At 67.9% G+C, this 20,615-nt stretch carries 9 protein-coding genes; 2 read left to right on the top strand and 7 right to left on the bottom strand.

What is annotated here, in order from left to right; all coding sequences use genetic code 11:
* Positions 1–112 precede the first annotated feature (112 nt).
* Complete coding sequence (locus tag F0U63_RS33300) at positions 113–4,132, bottom strand: AAA family ATPase (RefSeq protein ID WP_395836204.1); 4,020 nt, start codon at positions 4,130–4,132, stop codon at positions 113–115.
* Between the two features lie 732 nt (positions 4,133–4,864).
* Between F0U63_RS33300 and F0U63_RS33305 the strand changes: the two genes are divergently transcribed.
* Complete coding sequence (locus F0U63_RS33305) at positions 4,865–5,158, top strand: RCC1 domain-containing protein (protein ID WP_395836206.1); 294 nt, start codon at positions 4,865–4,867, stop codon at positions 5,156–5,158.
* 149 nt (positions 5,159–5,307) lie between these two features.
* Positions 5,308–12,336 (top strand): kelch repeat-containing protein, encoded by a 7,029-nt coding sequence (locus tag F0U63_RS33310; RefSeq protein WP_395836208.1) that lies wholly within the window; start codon positions 5,308–5,310, stop codon positions 12,334–12,336.
* Here F0U63_RS33310 and F0U63_RS33315 read toward each other — a convergent pair.
* From F0U63_RS33315 to F0U63_RS33340, 6 genes are all read right to left on the bottom strand, one after another.
* Positions 12,330–13,598: a TIR domain-containing protein gene (locus tag F0U63_RS33315; RefSeq protein WP_395836210.1), complete on the bottom strand. Its 1,269-nt coding sequence runs from the start codon at positions 13,596–13,598 to the stop codon at positions 12,330–12,332. The genes F0U63_RS33310 and F0U63_RS33315 overlap by 7 nt on opposite strands.
* A gap of 14 nt (positions 13,599–13,612) precedes the next feature.
* On the bottom strand, positions 13,613–15,355 hold the full coding sequence (locus F0U63_RS33320) for a DUF4231 domain-containing protein (RefSeq protein WP_395836212.1): 1,743 nt from the start codon (positions 15,353–15,355) through the stop codon (positions 13,613–13,615).
* Between the two features lie 320 nt (positions 15,356–15,675).
* Entirely contained in the window at positions 15,676–16,629 is a 954-nt protein-coding gene (locus F0U63_RS33325; protein WP_395836214.1) for a hypothetical protein, read from the bottom strand.
* A gap of 44 nt (positions 16,630–16,673) precedes the next feature.
* Positions 16,674–18,107: a ferritin-like domain-containing protein gene (locus F0U63_RS33330; protein ID WP_395836216.1), complete on the bottom strand. Its 1,434-nt coding sequence runs from the start codon at positions 18,105–18,107 to the stop codon at positions 16,674–16,676.
* A 9-nt stretch (positions 18,108–18,116) separates the two neighbouring features.
* Positions 18,117–19,892: an FAD-dependent oxidoreductase gene (locus F0U63_RS33335; RefSeq protein WP_395836218.1), complete on the bottom strand. Its 1,776-nt coding sequence runs from the start codon at positions 19,890–19,892 to the stop codon at positions 18,117–18,119.
* Positions 19,889–20,404, bottom strand: coding sequence for a hypothetical protein (locus F0U63_RS33340; protein ID WP_395836220.1), 516 nt, complete (start codon positions 20,402–20,404; stop codon positions 19,889–19,891). The genes F0U63_RS33335 and F0U63_RS33340 overlap by 4 nt, the downstream gene beginning before the upstream one ends.
* Positions 20,405–20,615: the final 211 nt, after the last annotated feature.

Here is a 20,615-nt window from a genome sequence, read left to right on the forward strand (position 1 = left end):
CGGCTACCACTCCAAACACCTTCACGTTCAAGAACACCCCTCCTCGAAGAGGGTGGGCACCATAGCACTCGCTCCTCTGGCCTTCGTTCACCGGGTTTGGCTACAGCGATGGTTACGTGTCCTCCAACCCTGTCATGAGCCGCCGGGACTCGGAGCGGTGCCACTCGCGATCCACCCCTCCCAGCTCGGCGAGCAGGTGATGCGCGGTCGCCGCTTCCAGCGGCATTCCCAAGGTCCCGGCCGCGCGCGCGGCTTCCTCGAACCTCCGCCGAGCGGCCCAGCGCCGCCCATCCGCGAGCAGCAGCCGGCCCCGGCACAGGCGCGCCGCCGGCAGCGCGACCACGCAAGCCCGAGCACCTCGCTCCATCGCTTCGCAGAAGCGCCGGGCGAGGCGCTCCAGAGCCGGGGCATCCGGCTCGTCCCGCTCCCGCGCCACGAGCCACAGCTCGAGGAACGTCTCCGCCATGCCGCTATACCCATCCAACACCGGGACCGTGAGCGGGATGCGAAACACCTGTTCCGCCCGTGCCTCGGCGGTGGCGCGCGCCTGCTCGGGATTGCCGCATCGCAGCCACGCCAGCGCCAGCAAGCCCGCGAGGGACGTCACTGCGCGCGCATCCATCTGCTGCTCCAGCACCCGCAGGTGCTCCAGGGCCTCGGCGACACGCCCCCTGCGCAGCAGCACGCGCGCCAGATCCTCCCCCGCCCACCCCGCCAATTGCGCGTCCTCGCGCTCGCGCGCCGAGGCCACCAGCGCCGCCGCCAGCGCCGCCGCCTCGCTCAGCCGCCCCTGGCAGATGTGCAGGTTGATCATCACCAGTCTCGCCTCATCGGCCTGGCGCAGGTTGCCCAGGCTCGTGAAGCCCGCGAGGCTCTCCTTCACCATCGCTTGTGCCTCGGCGAAGCGGCCCGCCTCCATCAGGTACAGCGACAGCACGTGCCTGGTGGAGACAATTCCCCGCGGGTCATTCGCTTCGCTCGCGAGCGCCAGGCTGGCACGGATGTAGGAGTTGGCCGCGGCATGCAATGGAATCGCGCCCATCAACACCGCCAGCGACGCGTAGGCCCCCGCCCGGAGGCTCGCCATGCCGGAGCGCTCGGCGAAGTTGACCATCTGGAACAGCAGGAAGCCGAGCATCGGCGCGTCGAAATCGTAGTACGCGAGCGTCGCCAGGTCCGCGCACGCCTCCGTCGCCTCCACCCACCTCTCGGAGTCCTCGCTCCCTCGCGGGAGGCGCCGGAGGCCTGGCACCCGCCCCAGGAGGTGCCGCGCCGCGCCGAGCAGCGTCCCCATGACCAACGCCCCGCGGCCCGTGGGCACCGGGTGGCCCAGCAACTCCATCGCCCGTAACAGGTGCCGCCGCGCCTCGGGCTTGCCCAGCCACCTCAGCGCGCGCCCCAGCCTCCGCTCCCAGCGCGCGCGCCGCGAGGACGCTTCCCGCTCCGGCCCCTCCGCCTCCAGCTCCAGCGCCTTCGAGAAGAAGCCCACCGCCTCGCTCGGCGCGTGCGTCGCCAGCGCGTGCTCCCCCGCCTTCTCCAATGCGTCGAGCGCCTTGGAGCGCACGTTCGCGCGAATCCAGTGGTAGGCGAGCAGCGGGTAGAGGGGGGTGAGCTCCCGCGCATGCGTGCGCTCGTACCAGCGCGCCACCGCCTCGTGGAGCCGCCGCCGCTGCGAGAAGAGCAGCAGGTTGTACGCGACCTCTTGCGTGATGACGTGCTTGAAGAGGTAGCTCGGCTCGGAGGGGGCACCCACGGGCAGCGCGAGATCCTGCTCCTGCAAGCGCGAGAGGTGCTCCTCCAGCCGCTCACGCTCCTCGGGCAACGGGTGCACGTCCCCGAGCAGCCTGCTGCCGAAGGTGCGGCCGATGACGCTCGCCGCCTTGAGGGTGAGTTGCTGCACCGTCGTCAGCCGATCGATGCGGCTGGTGATGAGGCCCTCCAGCGTGGAGGGCAGGCCCAGTGCCTCCAGGTTCCCCGCCTCGGGCGCCAGCCGGCACTCGCCGCGCTCCACGACCAGCAGCCCGTTGTCGCGCAGGGCATGGGCCAGTTCCTCGCTGTAGAAGGGGTGGCCCTCGGCCTTGTCTTGGATGAAGGCAGCCACCGCCGCCGGCAGCCGTGCCACGCCGAGCCGCTCGCACACCAGCGCGAGGATGTCCCCGCCCTTCATTTGCGACAGCACCATCCGGCGGGTGGAGGGCAAGCGGGAGATGGAGTCGAAGGCGGGGGGTGGGTTGTCCGGGAAAGGCCGCGTGGACAGCACCAGCAACCAGTCGGGGACGTCGCGCGCCACCCGCCGGAGCAACTCCCACGAGGACGAGTCCAGCCAATGTCCGTCCTCGAGGATGAGCACCGAAGGGCCCGCTCCGCCCAGCAGCCGCGCCATCAACGACAGCGTGGTGTCCGCGCGCGTCTGGTCGCGCAGGTGCGTGGTGCGCTCCGTCTCCGGCAGCTCCAGCAACAAGACGGAGTTCAACAGCGGCGCCAACGGCTCCGCCTCGGGGTCCCGGGCCAGCCGGGCCCGCACCGCCGCGCGCCGGGTCTCGAGCGGATCCGTGGGGGAGAGGCCGAGCAACGCGGTGAAGACGGGGCGCCAGGCGTAGTAGAGGGTGGCGCTCTCCGCCGCGTCCGCGGCACCGGACAGCACGCGCAGCCCTCGCGCTCTCGCGCTCCGCGCCAGGTACGTGAGCAGGCTGGACTTCCCCATGCCCGCCTCGCCCTCCACGAGCAGGACGCCGCCCTGGTCACGGGCGAAGCCCTCCAGCGCCTCGTCGAGGGCCGCGCGTTCCGAATCGCGGCCCACCAGGGCGTGGGGGTCGGCGCGGTGGGCCCTCGCCTCCGCGACACCGCCAGGCCGGAAGATGGGCACCGGCTCCGCCACGCCCTTCACCTTGACCGGAGGCAGGCGCTCGGCCCAGAGGCGCTCGCCCAGGGCCTGGGCCGTGGCCTCGTCGAACAGGACATCGTCCCGAGCCTGCTGCATCAGCCGCGCGGCGAGGTTCACCGTCCGGCCCATCAACGCGTACTCGTGCCGGAGGGAGCCACCGCGCAGACCGCAGCACACCCGCCCGGTGGCGATGCCAATGGATGCGCTCAACCCCTGCGCTCGCAGCGTCGCGAGCGCCTGGAGCGCCGTCTTCACCGCCCGCGCCGCGTCATCCTCGTGCGCGCACGTGGGCAGCCCGAATGCCGCCACCAGCACCAGACCCTTGTCGTCCACCAGGAGTTGGTTGACGCTGCCGCCCAAGCCATAGACGGCCTCCTGCATCGCGCGCACGGCGTCCGACAGCCGCGGCAGCAGCTCGTCCGAAGCCTCTTCCGGCAGCCCTTCCAGCCGCAGGAAGAGCACCGTCGCCCGGCGCAGTTCGGCGAGCCACCCGGCTCCCACTTCCTGGGCCGCGAGCAACACCCTCGACACGAAGGGCCGCAGCGCCGCGTCCGCTGCCTCGGGCAGTTCCGGCGGAGACAGTGCCTGGGGCGCGGGCGCGCGCACCGCCATCACACGTGCCGTACCCGAAGACAACACCTCGCCCGTGAGCGCCTCCCCCACACACCGCCGGGCCGCCACGGAGACCACCACCTCGCCCGGAGCGGCGGCGCGCTCCGCTTCGCGCAACTGCACGAAGGGCTCGCCGCGCACCAGCGCCTGCCACCGTCCGGAAACCCCTCCCACCACCACCGCCTGGACCTCGCCCGCCCCGATCGTCACCCTCAGAGAGAGAGACAACTCCCTCATGAGCGGCTCGCGCATCGCCCGCTGGAGCGCGAGGCCACACCCCGCCGAGCGCCGCACGGCCTCCGCGAGCGCCACCGCACCCTCTCGCGCGGGCCACAGCGTCAGCAGCGCATCCCCGGGAAAATGGAGGATCTCCCCACCATGCGCGGTGATGACCTCCACGAGCGGACCAAACAGCTTCTCGAGCAGCCGTGACAGCTCCTCCGCGCCCGCCGAGCCCCGCTGAGCCAGGCGCTCGGTGAGGGGAGTGAAGCCGGACACGTCCGCGAGCAGGACGGCGGCGGGGAAGCACCCGGACTCGGGTCCCTCCGGCGGCAAGGGACGGTGGGCCGCGCGGCGCACGAGCAGCGCGGGCACGCAGGGCATCAGCAACTCGGCGGTTTTGACGGAACGCTCCACGTCGAGGCCTGGGTTCGAGCATAGCGCTCACCGGGCGCTACCTCCATCCGCGGCGGCGTCCCTCCGCACGCCTGCCAGGCCAGGCGCCTCTGGTCGTCATCCGGTCGTGGAACCTACAAGGAAGAGGACGGGCAAGGGTCAGGGCGAAGACCAGGGCGCACACCGCGGAAGCACTGGCCAGGGCAAATCCCAGACACCACCCGGGGCGAGGTCCGTTCGCCCTGCGTAGGAGCTGGTCTATTCGTTTCACTCCCTCGTGGAAGTCCTCGAACATGAACACCAGTCATGACTTGACACCGCACTTCCCACCCCGTACCAATCCGCGCGAGGCGCATCGGAAGGATGGAAGGCCTGTTGAGGGGTGGCGGGCAAGAGCGGGGGGCCGAGGCGGGCCGACGGGCGGGGCGCACGAGGCCTATGAGCGCAACCTGCAGGAGACCGGCCCTGCTCCGGCGTCGAGGCCGAAGCCGACCGATGATGGATGACGCCGTCAGCGCCGAGGACGTCTTCGAGGACCCTCCCGCCGCCGCGCCGGAGGCGATCCCGCGTGACCAATCGAGCGATGCATGCCGTCTTCATTGGCAGGGGGGAGCCAGGGCTCATCGAGCCCATGCCCAACCACATCGGCTGAGCAGAAGAAACACTCGGGGCGCCCCGCCCCGGGATCGTGGACGGCTGTCCACCAACTGTGTCCTGCCGCGTGCTCAAACACATCGTTCCAGGGGGAAGGTGGTGTCCGTGATAGCGGGGGCGACCCACTCACTGGCACTGCGCTCGGATGGCACGGTGTGGGCGTGGGGAAACAATGACAATGGCCAGCTGGGGGATGGCACCACCACCCACCGCCTCTCGCCAGTGCAGGTGCCAGGATTGACGGGGGTGGTGGCGCTGGCCGCTGGCAACAGCTACTCGATGGCGATGTTGTCGGACGGGACGGTGCGCACCTGGGGCAACAACAACCATGGCCAACTGGGCAACGGCACCACCACCCACGCCAACTCGCCTGGTCCGGTAGTGGGCCTCTAGCATCTCACCGCGGGCGAATTCGCTCAGGAAGTGATCCGATACGATTCGGAGGCTGATTCGTATCGGATGTCATTCACGGGGAACTCTGGGGCGCGATTGCGCCCCGCCGGGCCTCCAAAGCTCCTCGAAAGAACAGAAAGACACGGTACATGCAACGACCCACCCTCTTGTGTTCATTCGGTCCGGCGCGCCGCCAGTTGGGCCTGATCCTTTGGGCCTTGCTCTCCCTGGCTGCCTGCGACGGCAACGGGACATGGACTCCGTCCCCCGCCACGCCCGTCCAGGCCGCCACGGCCCGCGACGCTCTCGCGGCCGGCTGGCAACTCACCGGCTCGCTCTCGCAGAGCCGCCTGGAGCACTCCGCCACCCTGCTCGGCTCGGGCAAGGTGCTCGTCGCCGGCGGCTACAACCACCGGGCCGAGTTGTATGACACCACCGTCGGCACCTGGAGCACCACCGCCAACTCCCTCGCCGTCCACCACGGCCACACGGCCACCCTGCTGAACTCGGGCAAGGTGTTGCTGGCGGGCGGCGAGCAATGCCAGTCCTCCACCTCCGCCGAGGTGTACGACGACACCAGCGCCCAGTGGAGCCGCACCGGCTCGTTGCTCACCTGCCGCGGCCATCACGCCGCCGTCCCACTCGCCTCGGGACAGGTGCTCGTGGAGGGCGGTCTCACCAACTCCGGCACGCCCCTGGCCTCCGCCGAGCTGTACGACCCCACCACCGGCACCTGGTCGGCCACCGGCTCGCTGGCCACTGCCCGCGCCGACTTCACCGCCACCCTGCTGCCGTCGGGCAAGGTGCTGGTGACGGGCGGGACGTCCTCCTCCTCCGGCGCCCTGCTGGCCTCCGCCGAGCTGTACAACCCCACCACCGGCACCTGGTCAGCCACGGCCCCCCTGTCCACCGCGCGCGGCTTCCACACCGCCACCCTGCTGCCCTCGGGCCTGGTGCTGGTGGTGGGCGGCGCCGGCGCCCATGGCCCCCTGTCCGCCTCGGCCGAGCTGTACAACCCGGCCACCGGTACCTGGACGGCGACGGGCTCGCTTGCCCAGCCGCGCCGCTACCACAGCGCCACCCTGTTGCCCTCGGGCCAGGTGCTCGTCGCCGGCGGCTACCATGGCTCCACCGGCATCCAGTACGGCGCCGAGCTGTATGACAGCGCGACGGGCACCTGGAGCGCCACGGCCCCCCTGAACGTGGACCGCTATGGCCATACCGCCACCCTGCTGCCCTCGGGCCAGGTGCTCGTGGCCGGCGGCATCAGCAACCACGACTCCGCCTCCGCCGAGCGCTACATCCCCGCGTCCGCGCCGCCTCCAGCTCCGCGCGAGCCCCATCCCACCCCCATCGATCCCAACCGCTTCACCCCCCTGGCCGAGGCCACCGAGTTCCTCTACTCCGGCCCCAATGCCATTCAAGTGGGCGTGCGGCCCGGCACGATTGCCCCCCAGCGGGTGGCGGTGCTGCGCGGCGTGGTGAAGACGCGCGGCGAGACGACGCTCGAGGGCGTGCGCGTCTCCATCCTCGGCCACCCCGAGTATGGCTATACGCTCACGCGCGCGAACGGCGCGTTCGACCTGGCGGTCAACGGCGGCGGGGCGCTCACGGTACAGTATGAGTTGCAAGGCTACCTGCCCGCGCAGCGGCAGGTGAAGGCGGGCTGGGTGAGCTACGCGTGGCTGCCCGAGGTGCTCCTCATCGCCGTGGACGCCCAGGTGACCCCGGTGACGCTCAATGGCTCGGCCACGGGCTTCCAGGCGGCGCAGGGCAGCGCGTCCAAGGACGCGGACGGCACGCGCCAGGCCACCGTCCTCTTCCCCCCGGACACCACGGCCTCGCTGGTGCTGCCTGATGGCAGCCTCCAGCCCCTGAGCACCCTACACGTGCGCGCCACCGAGTACACCGTGGGGGCCCAGGGCCCCCAGACCATGCCCGGCGAGCTGCCGCCCGCCAGCGGCTACACCTACGCGGTGGAGCTCAGCGCGGACGAGGCGCTCGCCGCCAACGCGCGCGAGGTGCGCTTCTCCAAGCCCGTCTATCTCTACGTGGACAACTTCCTGGGCTTCCCCGTGGGCGAGGCCGTGCCCTCGGGTTGGTATGACCGCCAGGCGGGCGTGTGGCGTCCGTCCGCGGATGGCCGCGTGCTCAAGGTCCTGGACGTGACGGGAGGCCTGGCCTCGCTGGACGTCACCGGCGACGGCGTGGCCGACACCGGCGGCGCCCTGTCCGCCCTGGGCCTCACTGACGCCGAGCGCCAGCGCCTCGCCACGCTCTTCGCCCCGGGCAAGAGCTTCTGGCGCGCCCCCATTCCCCACTTCACGCCGTGGGACTTGAACTGGCCCTTCGACTTTCCGTGGGATGCCATCGTCCCCAACCTGAGCCTGGAGATGCAGGAGGACGAGAAGGACTCCGACATCCACTGCGGCTCCATCATCGACTGCCAGAACCAGGTGCTGGGCGAGTCCGAGGGCGTGGTAGGCACACCCTACCAGCTGAGCTACCGCAGCAACCGGGTGCCCTCCTTCCGCGCGGCTCAGCCCATCAAGGTGCCCCTCACGGGCGCCACGATTCCCGCCAGCGCGGAGGCGGTGTTGATGGAAGTGCAGGTGGCCGGCCAGTACAAACTCTTCACCTTCCCCGCCGAGCCCCACCAGAGCACCACCTTCCAGTGGGATGGCAAGGATGGCTATGGCCGCCCCGTGCAGGGCGTCTTCCCCCTCACCATCCGTATTGGCTATTCCTACCAACTCGTCTCCATGATGGCCGCTGGCAGCGGGAGTGGAAGCGGGAGTGGAGGGCCTTCGTTCGCCCGCTTCGGCATCGCGGACATCAGCTCGGACCGGGCGCGGCGCACGGGGGCGCTCTGGCAGACGATCGAGAAGACGGTGGGGTCGTGGATCGTCCCCACCACGCAATTGGGCGGCTGGACGCTGGACGTGCACCATGCGTATGACCCCGCGTCCCAGGTGCTCTACCTGGGCCACGGCGAGCAGCGCGCCATTGGCCTGACGGCGAGCACGCCGCTGCTCACCACGGTGGCGGGAGACGGGGACTTCGGGAGCATCGGAGATGGGGCTGGCGCGAAGCAGGCCCGGCTGTGGAATCCCCACGACGTGGCCGTGGCGCCGGACGGCACGCTCTACATCGCCGATACCTTCAACAACCGCGTGCGCAAGGTGGGCACGGACGGCATTCTCACCACGCTGCCCGGCAGCGAGGCGTACCAGCCGCGCTCGGTGGCCGTGGGCCCGGACGGCGGCGTCTACGTGGCCTATACGGCGCTGCACTGCATCCGCAAGGTGCTGCCCGATGGCAGCGCGATCACGGTCGCCGGCACGTGCGGCTTCTCGAGCAATGGCGACTCCGGAGACGAGGGACCCGCCACCCACGCGCGTCTGAGCTACCCGCACGGCCTCGCGGTGGGCAAGGAGGGCAATCTCTACATCGCCGACTTCGACAACGACCGGGTGCGCTACGTGACGCCCGAGGGCATCATCCACCCCCTGGCGGGCAAGCCCAATGGCCGCGGCTTCTGCGGGGACAATGGTCTGGCCGCCGAGGCCTGCCTCAATGGCCCCTGGGACGTGGCGGTGAGTGCGGACGGAGAGGTGTATGTGTCCGACAGCGCCAACCACCGCGTGCGCCGCATCGGCACCAACGGGCGCATCACCACGGTGGTGGGCACGGGAACGGACGGCTGGACGGGCACCCAGATCGGGGATGGAGGCCCGGCGAAGCAGGCGCAGCTCTCCTCTCCCCGGGGCCTGGCGCTCGACGCCGCGGGCAATTTGTACATCGCCGATCAGCCGTCGCGCGTTCGGCGGGTGGACACCCACGGCACCATCACCACGTTCGCCGGGCAGGTGCAGACGAGCGGCTTCAGCGGCCAGGGCACGCCGGCGCTGCAGGGTCTGCTCGACTCGCCCGCGGGCCTGGCGGTCAGCCCGGACGGGGCACTTCACGTGAGTGACGAGTGGAACCACAGCGTGCGGCGTGTGGGCTACCCCGGCACCCTCTTGCGTGAGAACGAAGCGTGGGTCGCCTCGACGGACGCCACCGAGCTGTATGTCTTCACCGCCAAGGAGGGCCGCCACCTGCGCACGGTGGACGCCCGCACCCAGGTGGTGCGGTATGCGTTCGGCTATGACTCCGAAGGACGGCTCACGTCCATCCAGGACGTGAATGGCCTGATCACCCGGGTGGAGCGCGACAGCACCACGGGACGGCCGCGGGCGCTGGTGGCTCCGCACGGACAGCGCACCGCGCTGGAGGTGGACGCCCAGGGCTACTTGTCCGCCATCGTCAACCCGGCCAACGAGCGGGTGGAACTGACGCACTCGTCCGAGGGCCTGCTCACCCAACTCAAGGACGCGCGCAACAACGTCCACACCTATGAGTACACGAGCGAGGGACGGTTGAAGAAAGACTCCAACCCCGCCGATGGATCCAAGACGCTCGTGCGCACCCCGCTGCCGGACGGATACAAGGTGTCGGTGGACACGGCCATGGGCCGCCGCACCACCTACCAGGTCCAGAACCTCTCCGTGGGAGGGCAACAGCGCACCACCACGGTCTCTTCAGGAGAGGTGTTCACCCGTCAGCTCGGAGCCGATGGCACGGCCATCACCACGGACCCGGACGGGACGGTCACGACCTCCGTGGAGGGTCCAGACCCGCGCTTGGGCATGCAGTCCCCATACACCACCATGCAGAGCATCCGCCTGCCCAGTGGACTCACCCGGACGGTGAACAGCAACCGTGCGGCGACGCTCCTCACCGCGGGAGACATCTTCAGCCTCGCTTCGCTCTCCGGCACCGTGACGGTCAATGGGCGGACCTCGGTGTCCACATATGACGCGGCCACGAGCACCCTCACCGCGACCAGTCCTTCGGGACGACAAAGCACCACCCTCCTGGACGCGAAGGGTCGGACCGTCAGGCGCGAGATCCCGGGCCTCTTGCCGGTGCAGTACGCCTATGGCGCCGAAGGCCAGGTGGAACGGGTCACTCACGGGACGCGCACGCTCGCGTTCACCTACAACAGCCAGGGTGAGCTGGCGGGTCAGACGGACGCGCTCGCCCGCACTTCCAGCATGACCTACGATCCGGCGGGACGTGTGATGACGCAACTCCTGCCCGGCTCGAGAGCTGTGGGCTTTGGGTATGACGTCAGTGGAAACCTCACGTCACTGACGCCTCCCGGCCAGCCGGTTCATTCGTTCGCTCACACGTCGGCCGATCAGGAGTCGGTCTACACTCCGCCTGCTCTGCCGGGCGTGCCCACCGTCACGACCTCCTCGAGCTACAATCTCGACGGCCAGCCCCTGTCGAAGCGGTATCCCGACGGAACGGCACTGTCGTTCACGTATGAAGACACCTCCTCCAGCAAGAAGGGGTCGCTGCAAACGGTCACCATGTCTCCACCCCCGGGGAGCGGTCAGGACGCGATCACCCGTCAGCTCAGCTACCATCCGGTCAGCGGGAAGCTGCAATCCCTTACCGATTCACGGGGATCCAGTATCAGCTACCTCTATGATGGTCCGCTCACGACGAAGGCGACCTGGACGGGAGCGGTTCAAGGCCACGTGGAGTACGGCCACGACTCCTTCTTCAGGGTCTCATCCTTGGCGGTCAATGATGCGCCGGCCATCTCCTACGGCTACGACGACGACGGCCTGCTGATTCAGGCGGGTTCGCTCAGCCTTGCCCGAAACGTGGACAACGGCCTCCTGGAGAGGACAACACTCGGGCGGGTAGCCACCTCCGTGGACCACAACGGCTACGGAGAGGCGGACGGCTCGACGGCTTTCTACGATACCTCCTCGCTCTTCTCCTGGCACCTGGGCCGGGACGCCTCCGGCCGCATCCTGGAGAAACAGGAAACCATCCAGGGCGTGAGCCATACCTACGCGTATGCCTACGACGATGCCGGCCGACTGGTGAACGTCCTGGAGGATGGCGTCCCCATTTCGTCCTCGGTGTACGACGCGGGCGCGCCGGGCAACGGAAACAGGACCTCGCACACCCAGGGAGGCATCACCCGGACGGCCACCTATGACGCACAGGACAGGCTGTTGTCGTTCGGCGGCGCTGTGTATTCCTATGGCGCCAATGGAGATCTGCGATCCAAGCAGGTGGGCTCACAGCTCACGGCCTACGTCTACGACGCCTGGGGCAATCTGCTCTCCTCGACCCTGCCGGACGGAACCCGGGTGGAGTACATCGTCGACGCGCACAACCGCCGTGTGGGCAAGAAGGTCAATGGCACGCTCGTCCAGGGCTTCCTGTATGACGGTCAGTTGCGCGTCATCGCGGAGCTGGACGGCAACAATCAAGTGGTGACCCGGTTCGTCTATGCCTCCCAGGCCCATGTACCTGACTACATGATGAAGGCCCGTGCCACCTACCGCATCCTCACCGACCCGCTGGGCAGCCCCCGGTTGATCGTGGATGTGGACACCGGCGCCATCGCGCAGCGCCTGGACTACGACCCCTGGGGGGTCGTGCTCGCCGACACCCGTCCTGGCTTTCAGCCATTCGGTTTCGCTGGAGGCCTCTATGACAGGCACACGGGACTCACCCGCTTCGGCGCCCGAGACTATGACGCGGAGACGGGCAGGTGGACGGCGAAGGATCCCATCCGGTTCGCGGGCGGCGATACCAACTTGTATGCCTACGTGGGCGGCAATCCAATCATGTTCGTGGATCCGTCCGGCCTTGCTTCCTGGTATGCGTCGGATTTGTTTTTCAAACCAGTTTTTTTCCCCGTCTTTGGGACGGGTCACCTTATGTATTTGCACTATTCGAGAAATAGCGCCAACCGAACTCCTCCTCGTGATGTTGCCAGGAAGCAAGGATGGACTTCCACCGGTCATTATTACCATCGGTGGGGGGACTGTGATAATGACAAGAACGAGAAGTTTGTTTCCCCGAACGGTGGCCATTGTGAGGCTGTGTATGACAAGAATGGCCAGGTTGTAACGGATCCGCTCAACATGGGAACGTACAACTACGGCGATCAGTCCGCTGGTTTTTGGGGCAATGCCGAACACCTCGCGCTGGACGTGGTGCCGTATTACATCCTGGGGAATACGCCTGGAGATCTCCTTCAACCTCCCGTGACGGGGATTGTGAGACGAATCATCGGACCCTGGTGGACGCGGGTTCAGTAACCGGCCTCGTCCTCGGGTTCCGGCTGGGTCGGTGCTGGTGACTCGGGTTGCGTTTCGGGTTGTGGTGATGACTCGGGTTCCGAAGGGGGGATCACTTCACTGCCTCCGGTTCCCCCATCCTCGTCCATCGCTCCCTCATCCCAGGGAGGTGGCGTTGCGATGCCCGCGTCGCTCCCCGCGTCCTCCAGCGCGGGTTGCTCCACGCCCGCATCGCTCTCCTGCTCCGTTTCCACGGGACTCGGAGCGGATCCCTCGGCCACTCCCGCGTCCCCGGCTCCTCCGCTGCTCTCCAGCTGTGTCGGCTTGAACGCTCGCTCCTGCTCCCACGGACCCGCATCCGAGGGAGGTGGTGTTGCGATGCCCGCGTCCGTCCCCGCGTCCTCCAGCGCGGGTTGCTCCACGCCCGCGTCGCTCCCCGCATCCTCCAGCGCGGGTTGCTCCACGCCCGCGTCTCGTGGCAACGGGGGCGGCTGTTTCTTTTTCCTCGGTACGTTCACCGGGGGGGAGATGGGCAGTGCCTTCCCGGTCATCCCCGCGTCCCCGGTTCCTCTCATCCCCGCGTCCCCGCCTCCTCCGAGGCCCTCCGGCTCCGTTTCCACGGGACTCGGAGCGGATCCCTCGGCCACTCCCGCGTCCCCAGCGCCTCCAATGCCCTCCGGCTGTGTCGGCTTGGGCGCTCGCCCCTGCACCCACAGAATCCCGGAGAGCACCAGCACGGTGAAGGTGATGATGAACCCGACCGCTCCCCACTGACGCCACTGGACTCCGGGCCGTGGTGCCCCGGCGGCTGGAGTGGGCTTCACGCCGAGCGCGGTCTGGATGGCGCGGATGAGGTGCGCCATGTCGGTACGGAAACGGGAATCGCTGATCTCGATGGCGTTGCGCCGGGCCAGCGGGGCGAGGTCAGGGGGAAGTTCCTCCTCGGAGGGGATGGTGGCGCCCCCCACCAGCACGGGGATGACCCGCACGTCGCGCGACAGGGCCTCGGCCACTTCCAGCCGGACGAAGTCCCTGGGGTTGTCCAGTCGCCGCCGTCCCTGCTTGTCCCGGGCGTCGAGCCACTGCGGCCCGATGACGGCGAGCAGTACGCCGGAGGATTCGACCGCCTCCCCGATGGCGTGCATGAAGTCGGCTCCGGGCTCGATGGTTTCGATGTCCCGGAAGACGAGCTTCTCACCGAAATGGGTGACCAGGTGATCATAGAGCCGGCCGATGTGCCCTGGGCTGTCCTCTCGCCGGTAGCTGACGAAGATCCGTTCCATCCCTGCTCCCGCGGTCAGTGTTTGGTCGTCTGGGCTTCTGCTGGGTTCTTGTCACGCCGCGTCTGCATCCGGGCCAGGGTGTCCCGCATCTCCTGCAACCAGCCCGTCAGCTCCGCCTGGAGGACGAATTCGGTGCTGTCGATGAGGTTCTCGAAATTGCGGCGTCTGCCCTGCTCTTCGAGGGAGAGGGCGCTCCACCATGCCTTGATGTTGTCCAGGTCGGTCGTGGACTGGTGGTACTTCGTCAGCTGGCTCTCGGCCTGTTGGTAGCCCAGCCAGGCGGTGACGGACGTCACCAGCGACGTCGTCAGGGCCACCCAGAGTTCCGCCCCCATCGCCGCCAGCACCGTGCCCATGCCGCTGGCGAGGATGGTGAGCCACTGCAGCCGGTAGGCACTCCGATCGAGCCGATCGATCTTCCTCCGGTAGTAGCCGAGCTGATCATCCAGGCGGTAGCGGATGTAGCGGGAGGGGGTGAGCGAGCTGAAGCCGTCATCGCCGGGGGCCAGCGAACCGGGCGGGGGCAGCGGGCCGCGGTAGGTACGCGGTGCGGAGAGGTTGGCCTCTGTCTGCAGGAGCGGGCGGCTGATGGACTTCATCCGGCTGGCCAATCGGCGCTCACTGGAGAGCCGGCCCGTCCTGGGCTCGCGCTGGAGGCCGATGCGGCAGCGATAGCGGAAGATTTCCCGCTTGAGGGCCTCGGCGTGCGCACGCAGGAGGATCCACCGGGTGCCCGCCTTGAACTGGCTGGAGGCGGCCACCAGCACGGTGACCGACGCGGCCAGGAGCACGATGAGGATCCTCAACAGCCCATCCACCCGTCCGTCCTCCGCGATGTGCCCCAGCATGCGCAGTTGCGCATCGAGCAAGGCCACGAGCGTGCCCAGGACGCCCAGGGTCAAGCTCCAGAACTGCAGTCGTCGGAAGACGTGCTGCTGCCGGGTGGAGTTGGCGTCGTAGAGGGCGAAGCGCTGCCAGGCCAGCTTGAGGATGGAGTCCTCGCGTAGCTCGCGTTTGAGCAGGTGCTTGAGGTCGCGCGCCGAGCCCTCCACCGGGAAGAGGCAGAGGTCGCCATCGGAGAGGATCTCCGCGAGGACCGGGTCGGAGATGTCGGAAGCAGGGCGGGACACCAAGGTGGAGAGCTCGTCCGCCAGTCGGCCGGAGCCCTGGAGGACCACCAGGGGCCAGTGGTGGCGGACGGCGGCGAGGACCTCCTGCCGGGTGACGTCCCCGCCATTGGCGAGCACCACGACCACGGGGATGCCCCCCTCGGCGAGCGCGGAGGCGAGCGTGTAGAGGGTGGGCGTCTCCCCGCCCCAGGTGTCACCGTCCACCAGGACGAAATGGGTGTGGTTCTCATCGAGCGGCGTGCGTTCCCCGGCGCCCTCCCCGAAGGGGCCTCCGGGCCAGGTGACGAGCTGCGCGGGGGCCACGCCGACGAGCCGTGAGCGGTGACCGCGCTCGGCCACCCCCTGGCCCATGAGGGCCATGATGCCGGACCAGGTGCCGCCATCGAGGATGAGGGCTCCCGTCTCCACGGCGCAGCGGGCCACCCCTCGGCCGATGAGTTGCCGCAGGCGCGCGTTCGGCTCGGGCGCCAACCCGTCCGCTCCTCCGAGCAGGAGGATGAGGGCGAGAGGCCGGGGCAGGTCGAGCGCGTGGAGGAGCGCGTGGGGATCATCTCCGGGCGAAGCACGTACCCACTTCGCATGGTTCCCATTGGGGAAAGCGATGTCCCCGGTGAGAGACTCCGACATGGACGGAGGCGTGTTCACCCTTTCGGGCACCAGCCCTGCGCCCGTCTGACTGCCCCATTGCGCCTCATCCCGGCCTCCGGTGTCGTTCAGGTGGAAGGTAATGCGACCTCCGACCTCCGCCCATCCGTCCGCGGGGATGCGGCGGTGTCGGCTGCCGGGTGCCCATCTGCTCGGCCTTCCGGAAGAAGGACAGGAGGGCGAGCCGCAGGTGTTTGGTCCCCGGCCGCGAGGCGATGAGGGCGTTGAACATGCCCGCTCCGTTGACCGCCCGGGTCGCCTCGGCCCACCTTCTTGGACAGGTTGGTGCGCGGATCCAGCGCCTACCGCGGATCAACGTAGAACGGCCTCGGCTCTATCTCGACGGGCGGCGATGCGAACAGCATGAAGGCCGCGACGGGTGCGTCGGTGAGCAGTTGCTGCATTCGGTCTCGCATCTGCTTCGGCCACTCCTCCGAGCCAGGAATGCCCTTGCCGTTGTAGTGGAGGGGTGCGGCACTGCGACATGGGCCGTACTGAAGAGAAGGCACCTGGGCTGGGTGGGCCTCCGTCGGCGTATACAGGCTGAACGTGCCGAAGTGGTTACGGCGTGAGCCGATGGCCCGCTGCCTCGTTCCGTCCTGGGGCTCGGGTGGAAGCGAGCCATAGACGACCACCTCCGAGGCATCCACCGAGACGGGCTGGAGCGCGCCCACCCCCGAGCGCAGGGAGAACACGAGCTCCTCGTGCTGCATCCGCTCGGTGGTGTAGGCGGAGAACTCCACGTGGAAGGGGACGGGCGTTCTCGCGTTGTCGTTGGGCAGGGGGAAGCAATAGCGGATGAACCCACGGAACTTGTGTTCACCGTACTTCTCGCGGCCACCGATGACGGCTCCCATGTTGTCCGTGATGACGTCGAGCCGGAGCTGCCCGATGAGCTTGTGCTGCTCCCAGCCGAGCAGGAACTCCTGGAACGTGAGGTCCGGGAGCCTGGCTGCCTGGGACCTGGGATAGACGAGCACGTTGAACTCCACCTCGCTGACTCCCTGCATCGTGGTGGAGGTGACCCCGCCAGACGAGAGGTTGAGTGCGCAGGTGTAGAAGCTGGGCACCAGCGCGAGGTAGGCACCGTCTGGATCATCCTTGAACCCTGGCAGGGCCAGGCCGAGTGAATCGAGCTGAGCGCCGAGTGCCTTCTCCACCAGCGCGCGGGGCTGGCGGAAGAAAATCCAGAATGTGGTTTGCGATGCGTAATAGAACGTTTCTTGACCCGCGGGGACGGGGGGCAGTGAACTCATCTCAATCTCCTGTGTGGGCTGGCGGTGATGGTGGTTCGGAGGGATTACCCCGGAGGGGCGAATGCGGCGCGGATGGCGTCGAGCTGGGCGGCAACGGCGGAGAGCGCGCGCGGTGCGCTCGGGGTGAGGCTGAGCTTCCGAGCGGCATTCGCTTCGGCGTGGAGCCGCTCGGTGATGTAGAGCGTGCTGGCCGCGGCTTGCGGCAGCAGTTCGCTGGAGGGGCTGATCTCGAAGCTCGGCCCGGCGTAGAGAGGACGCGGTCCCGCCATGCGCGACTCCTCGCTCGGGGGATCCTCGCCAATGGGCAGCTGGGTGAGCATGTTGCCCAGGGGTTCGATCACGGTCGTCATCATGGGCAGGAACGCCCTGCTGAAGTGCCGCCGCGACTCGGGCCCGTCCGGCGTGGCGAAGAACCGGTAGAGCATCAGCAACATCGTCTTGTACACGGAGCTGTTGAGCTCATTGACCGCGCGGGTGAAGGGATCCTGGATGAGCCGCCAGCCTGGATAGGAGTTGTCATCGTGAAGCCGTGACAAGGGGTTGGGACAGACGTCTCGCACCGGATCGAATTCCGGACGCTGGGTCTTGAGCGTCTGGTACTCGCGCAGCATGCGCAGGAAGATTCCGTAATGGCTGTCCGGCGTGGCCACCACGCGATCCGCGAACAGCTCGTCGCCTTCACCCTGCTGGACGATGAGCTGGATCGCGCTCAGTGCATCGTCGACGGTCTCCACCCGAATCACTTGCGGCATGTCCACCTCCCGGCCCTCCACCTGGAAGGCGGGGTCGCCGATGATGAGGGGACCTCGGGAAGGATCGTCCTCCCAGGTGGCGAAGGCGTTGGCCACCGCGCCGTAGAGCTCACCAATGGTCTCATGCCGGGTGGCGCGCTGCCTCTGCAGCAGCAGCTCGTACAGCTGGGGGTTCGTCCGCCGCAGTTGCTCGAGGTGGGCCGCGTGGACATCCTGCTCTTCTATCTCCTTCTTCATGTCCCGGTGCTTGGTGGAGAAGAGTTCCTGTTCGTATTCACCCTCCTCCAGCTCGCGTGGCATCGGGACAGAGGCGGGACGCTCCCATTCCGTGTACAGCTTGAGGGTCGCGGCGGAGAATGGCCACAACCCCCAGCGATGCTTCATTGGAAAGTAGCCCTTGCGCTGAGGGAAGTTGGGCCGGCGCAGATGCGCGCTGCCTCCCACCGCGGCCAGGAGATTGGAAGCCTGGGTCAAATGCTGCATTTCCTGGGCCGCGACGGCGAACAGCAGACCCCGCCAGCGAAGCACCACCTGCAGCTCGGCGGCGGTGAGCCCTCCTTCGGTTGTGCTCGTCTTGAGCGAGAAGGCCGTGAACAGGTATTGCAGTGACAGGCCGTGCTCCAGCTCGGAGGCGATCGACAGCTGGGAGATCAGGTCGGCACGGTCACGGATGTGGCCGTGCTGACACGGGAAGTTCGCGGCATCGGCTTTGAGATGTTCATTCATCGGGAGAGTTCAGGAAGGGAGGCCGTGCCGCAGGCGGCGTTCAATCTCGTGGGAGGTACGCAGGGCCAGGGCGGCCAGCGTCAGCGTCGGGTTGGCCGTGCCTACTGTCGGAAACAGGCTCGAGCCGGCGAGGTAGAGGTTGGGATGGTCATGTGTGAGCCCGAAGCTGTCGCAGACCGAGGCCCTTGGATCCTGTCCCATGCGCGTGGTGCCCATGACATGGCCAGAACCGAACCAGCCCGGAACCTCGGTGATGTCCTGCGCCCGGGCGCCCAGCCGGCCGTAGATGGCCTTGACCAGCTTGATGAACGCCTCACGGCCTCTCTGGGAGTACTCTCCGACGCGGTACTGGATCTCCGGTCGTGGCAGGCCCCAGTGGTCCGTGAGCCGTGAGGGGAAGATCCGACTCTCGAATTGTGGCTCTGGCTCGACCATCGCGTCGATGTGGATCACCGCGGTTGAATCCCAGGCCACCTGCTCGCGCAGCGCCTCGCCCGTCAGCCCCTGCGCCACCCTCGCGATGACGTTGGAGAACGGCGCATTCGTTTCCCATGCGGTGCCCACATTCGCCAACTCCGGACGGAACGCCGAATGCCGACGGCGGAAGGGCCCGTCGCAAAAGCCCTCGATGCTGCTGGTGATGCGCGGGCCACGAAAGGGATAGAGCGGCTGGGAGAGTCGCGCGTGGGTGATGGCGATGTCATGATCCATCAGGTAGCGCCCAACCAGTCCGCTGCTGTTGGCCACACCGTGCGCGCGCTGGCCGCGCGAGGCAAGCAGCACCTTCGGTATCTCCATGGCATGGATCGCGAGCACGTAGAGACGGGCCTGGACGCGCAGGTTGTCGTCCTCCGAGGCGGAGCGCTTGAAGACGAGCCCGGAGACCTTGGGGTGGAGCGCCTCCGGGTCGTCGAGCACGATCTCCTTCAGGACCGCCTTGGGGATGTATGTCACCCGATCCCTCTCGAGGGACGGCTCGACGAGGTTTCGGGGATCCACCCCGAGGGCCCGTTTGAGGTGCACGCTGGCGTCGTACTTGGCCCCAGTGGGACAGATGGGAATGCAACTGCCACTGCCCTGGCAGGGAGGGCGGCCATCGTAGGGGACGGAGTTGCGCGCCGCCGGCGTGGAGGAGACCTGGACGGGGATGGGAGGAGAATCCTCGTCGGACTGGAAGGTCAGGCCCTGTACGGCCCGGGCAACGACCCGATCACTATAGGTCTGAGGGATGGGAGGCAACGGGTACTTGTGACCCGGCTTGCGCGGTGGGACCCCCGCGAGCCCCTGGCTCCCGTCGTCACCCGCGACGCCGAGTTCCTTCTCGGCCTCGTAGTACCAGTCCTCGAGGTCATCGTAGGTGATGGGCCAGTCGACGGCATGCCCGTAGAGCGTGCGCTCCTGGAAGGTTCCCGGATCGAGCCGAGGACACAGACCCAGCCAGTGGCGGGTGGAGCCTCCGGCGATGCGGAGGTAATCGCTTCCAAACGCCAGCGGCCCCTGCTGGACGTAGTACTTGTTCAGCGTGGTCAGCGTTGGACTCGGGGCGTGCCCGAGGTTTGGGTACGGGGAGTTCGGAACCTTGTAGATGGAACCATAGTAGCGCTCGAGGAGGGGCTGGATGTTGCTGACGCCCGTCGTGGTGTCGAAGAAGAGGTCGTCACCGGCCTCCAGGAGGACGACGCGCAGGCCGCGGGCTACCAGGTGGGCCGCCATCAAGCTGCCCGCGATGCCTGCTCCCACGATGGCGACATCATACTCGGGCGTGCCAGCGGAAGCGGGTTTCATGTGTCCTCGGAAGCGCTTCTCGGGGGGCGAATGGGCTCGGGAGGTGGGTAGCTCCAGCTTCCGAAGTACGGGCCCGGCATCCCCATGGCGCGCGCGGAGATGGCATCCCAGACGAGCGCGAAGGGATAGACACTCGCGGGCGCGATCTTGTCATGCAGCCACCCGTTGTACCAGACGATGAGGAGATTCTGGATGACCACGCTCATGACGATGTCTGAGTAGAAGACCTTCGCCAGGAATTGATCGGGCGCATCCCTGGGAAGATGGGGCTTGAGCCGCTCGAAGGTATCCAGGGCCGCTCCGATGGCGAGCATGCCCGTCTTGAGCTCTTCGGACGGCTCCTCGTACCAGAGCGGCGGCACTTCCAGCAGGATCTTGAAGTAGGCCCGGGCGGCTTCTTCCGGCAGGTTGCCACGGGCGAGCATGACCTCGGAGAGGTCCATGAACCGTCTCAGGTTCTGCTCGATATAGCCGTGAAGTAGATCCTCGGAGAGCGCTGCGTTCCGTAACATGTAGGGTGAAATCCTCTCGGAGACCCGTTTTAACCTATAGGTCGGAATTCTTCCAGTTGAAGTTTTCACCCGCGCCAGTGTCCGCGACGGCCGGAGAACCCCAGCGAGCAGCGGGCTTCTCCACCCACGCGCCCTCCTGGAACGTTTTGTTCCGCAGGGCTTGCTCGCTTGCTCGATGTGATGAGCTTCACGTTTCCCGCGTGAGTTGCAT

It is taken from the genome of Cystobacter fuscus (assembly GCF_044360685.1).
Lineage (GTDB): Bacteria > Myxococcota > Myxococcia > Myxococcales > Myxococcaceae > Cystobacter > Cystobacter fuscus_C.

Bases quoted from the DNA above. Each gene is read 5' to 3' on its own strand.
- F0U63_RS33340 (WP_395836220.1), bottom strand. From the start codon at position 20,404: ATGTTACGGAACGCAGCGCTCTCCGAGGATCTACTTCACGGCTATATC.
- F0U63_RS33320 (WP_395836212.1), bottom strand. From the start codon at position 15,355: ATGTCGGAGTCTCTCACCGGGGACATCGCTTTCCCCAATGGGAACCAT.
- F0U63_RS33330 (WP_395836216.1), bottom strand. From the start codon at position 18,107: ATGAATGAACATCTCAAAGCCGATGCCGCGAACTTCCCGTGTCAGCAC.
- F0U63_RS33335 (WP_395836218.1), bottom strand. From the start codon at position 19,892: ATGAAACCCGCTTCCGCTGGCACGCCCGAGTATGATGTCGCCATCGTG.
- F0U63_RS33325 (WP_395836214.1), bottom strand. From the start codon at position 16,629: ATGAGTTCACTGCCCCCCGTCCCCGCGGGTCAAGAAACGTTCTATTAC.
- F0U63_RS33315 (WP_395836210.1), bottom strand. From the start codon at position 13,598: ATGGAACGGATCTTCGTCAGCTACCGGCGAGAGGACAGCCCAGGGCAC.
- F0U63_RS33310 (WP_395836208.1), top strand. From the start codon at position 5,308: ATGCAACGACCCACCCTCTTGTGTTCATTCGGTCCGGCGCGCCGCCAG.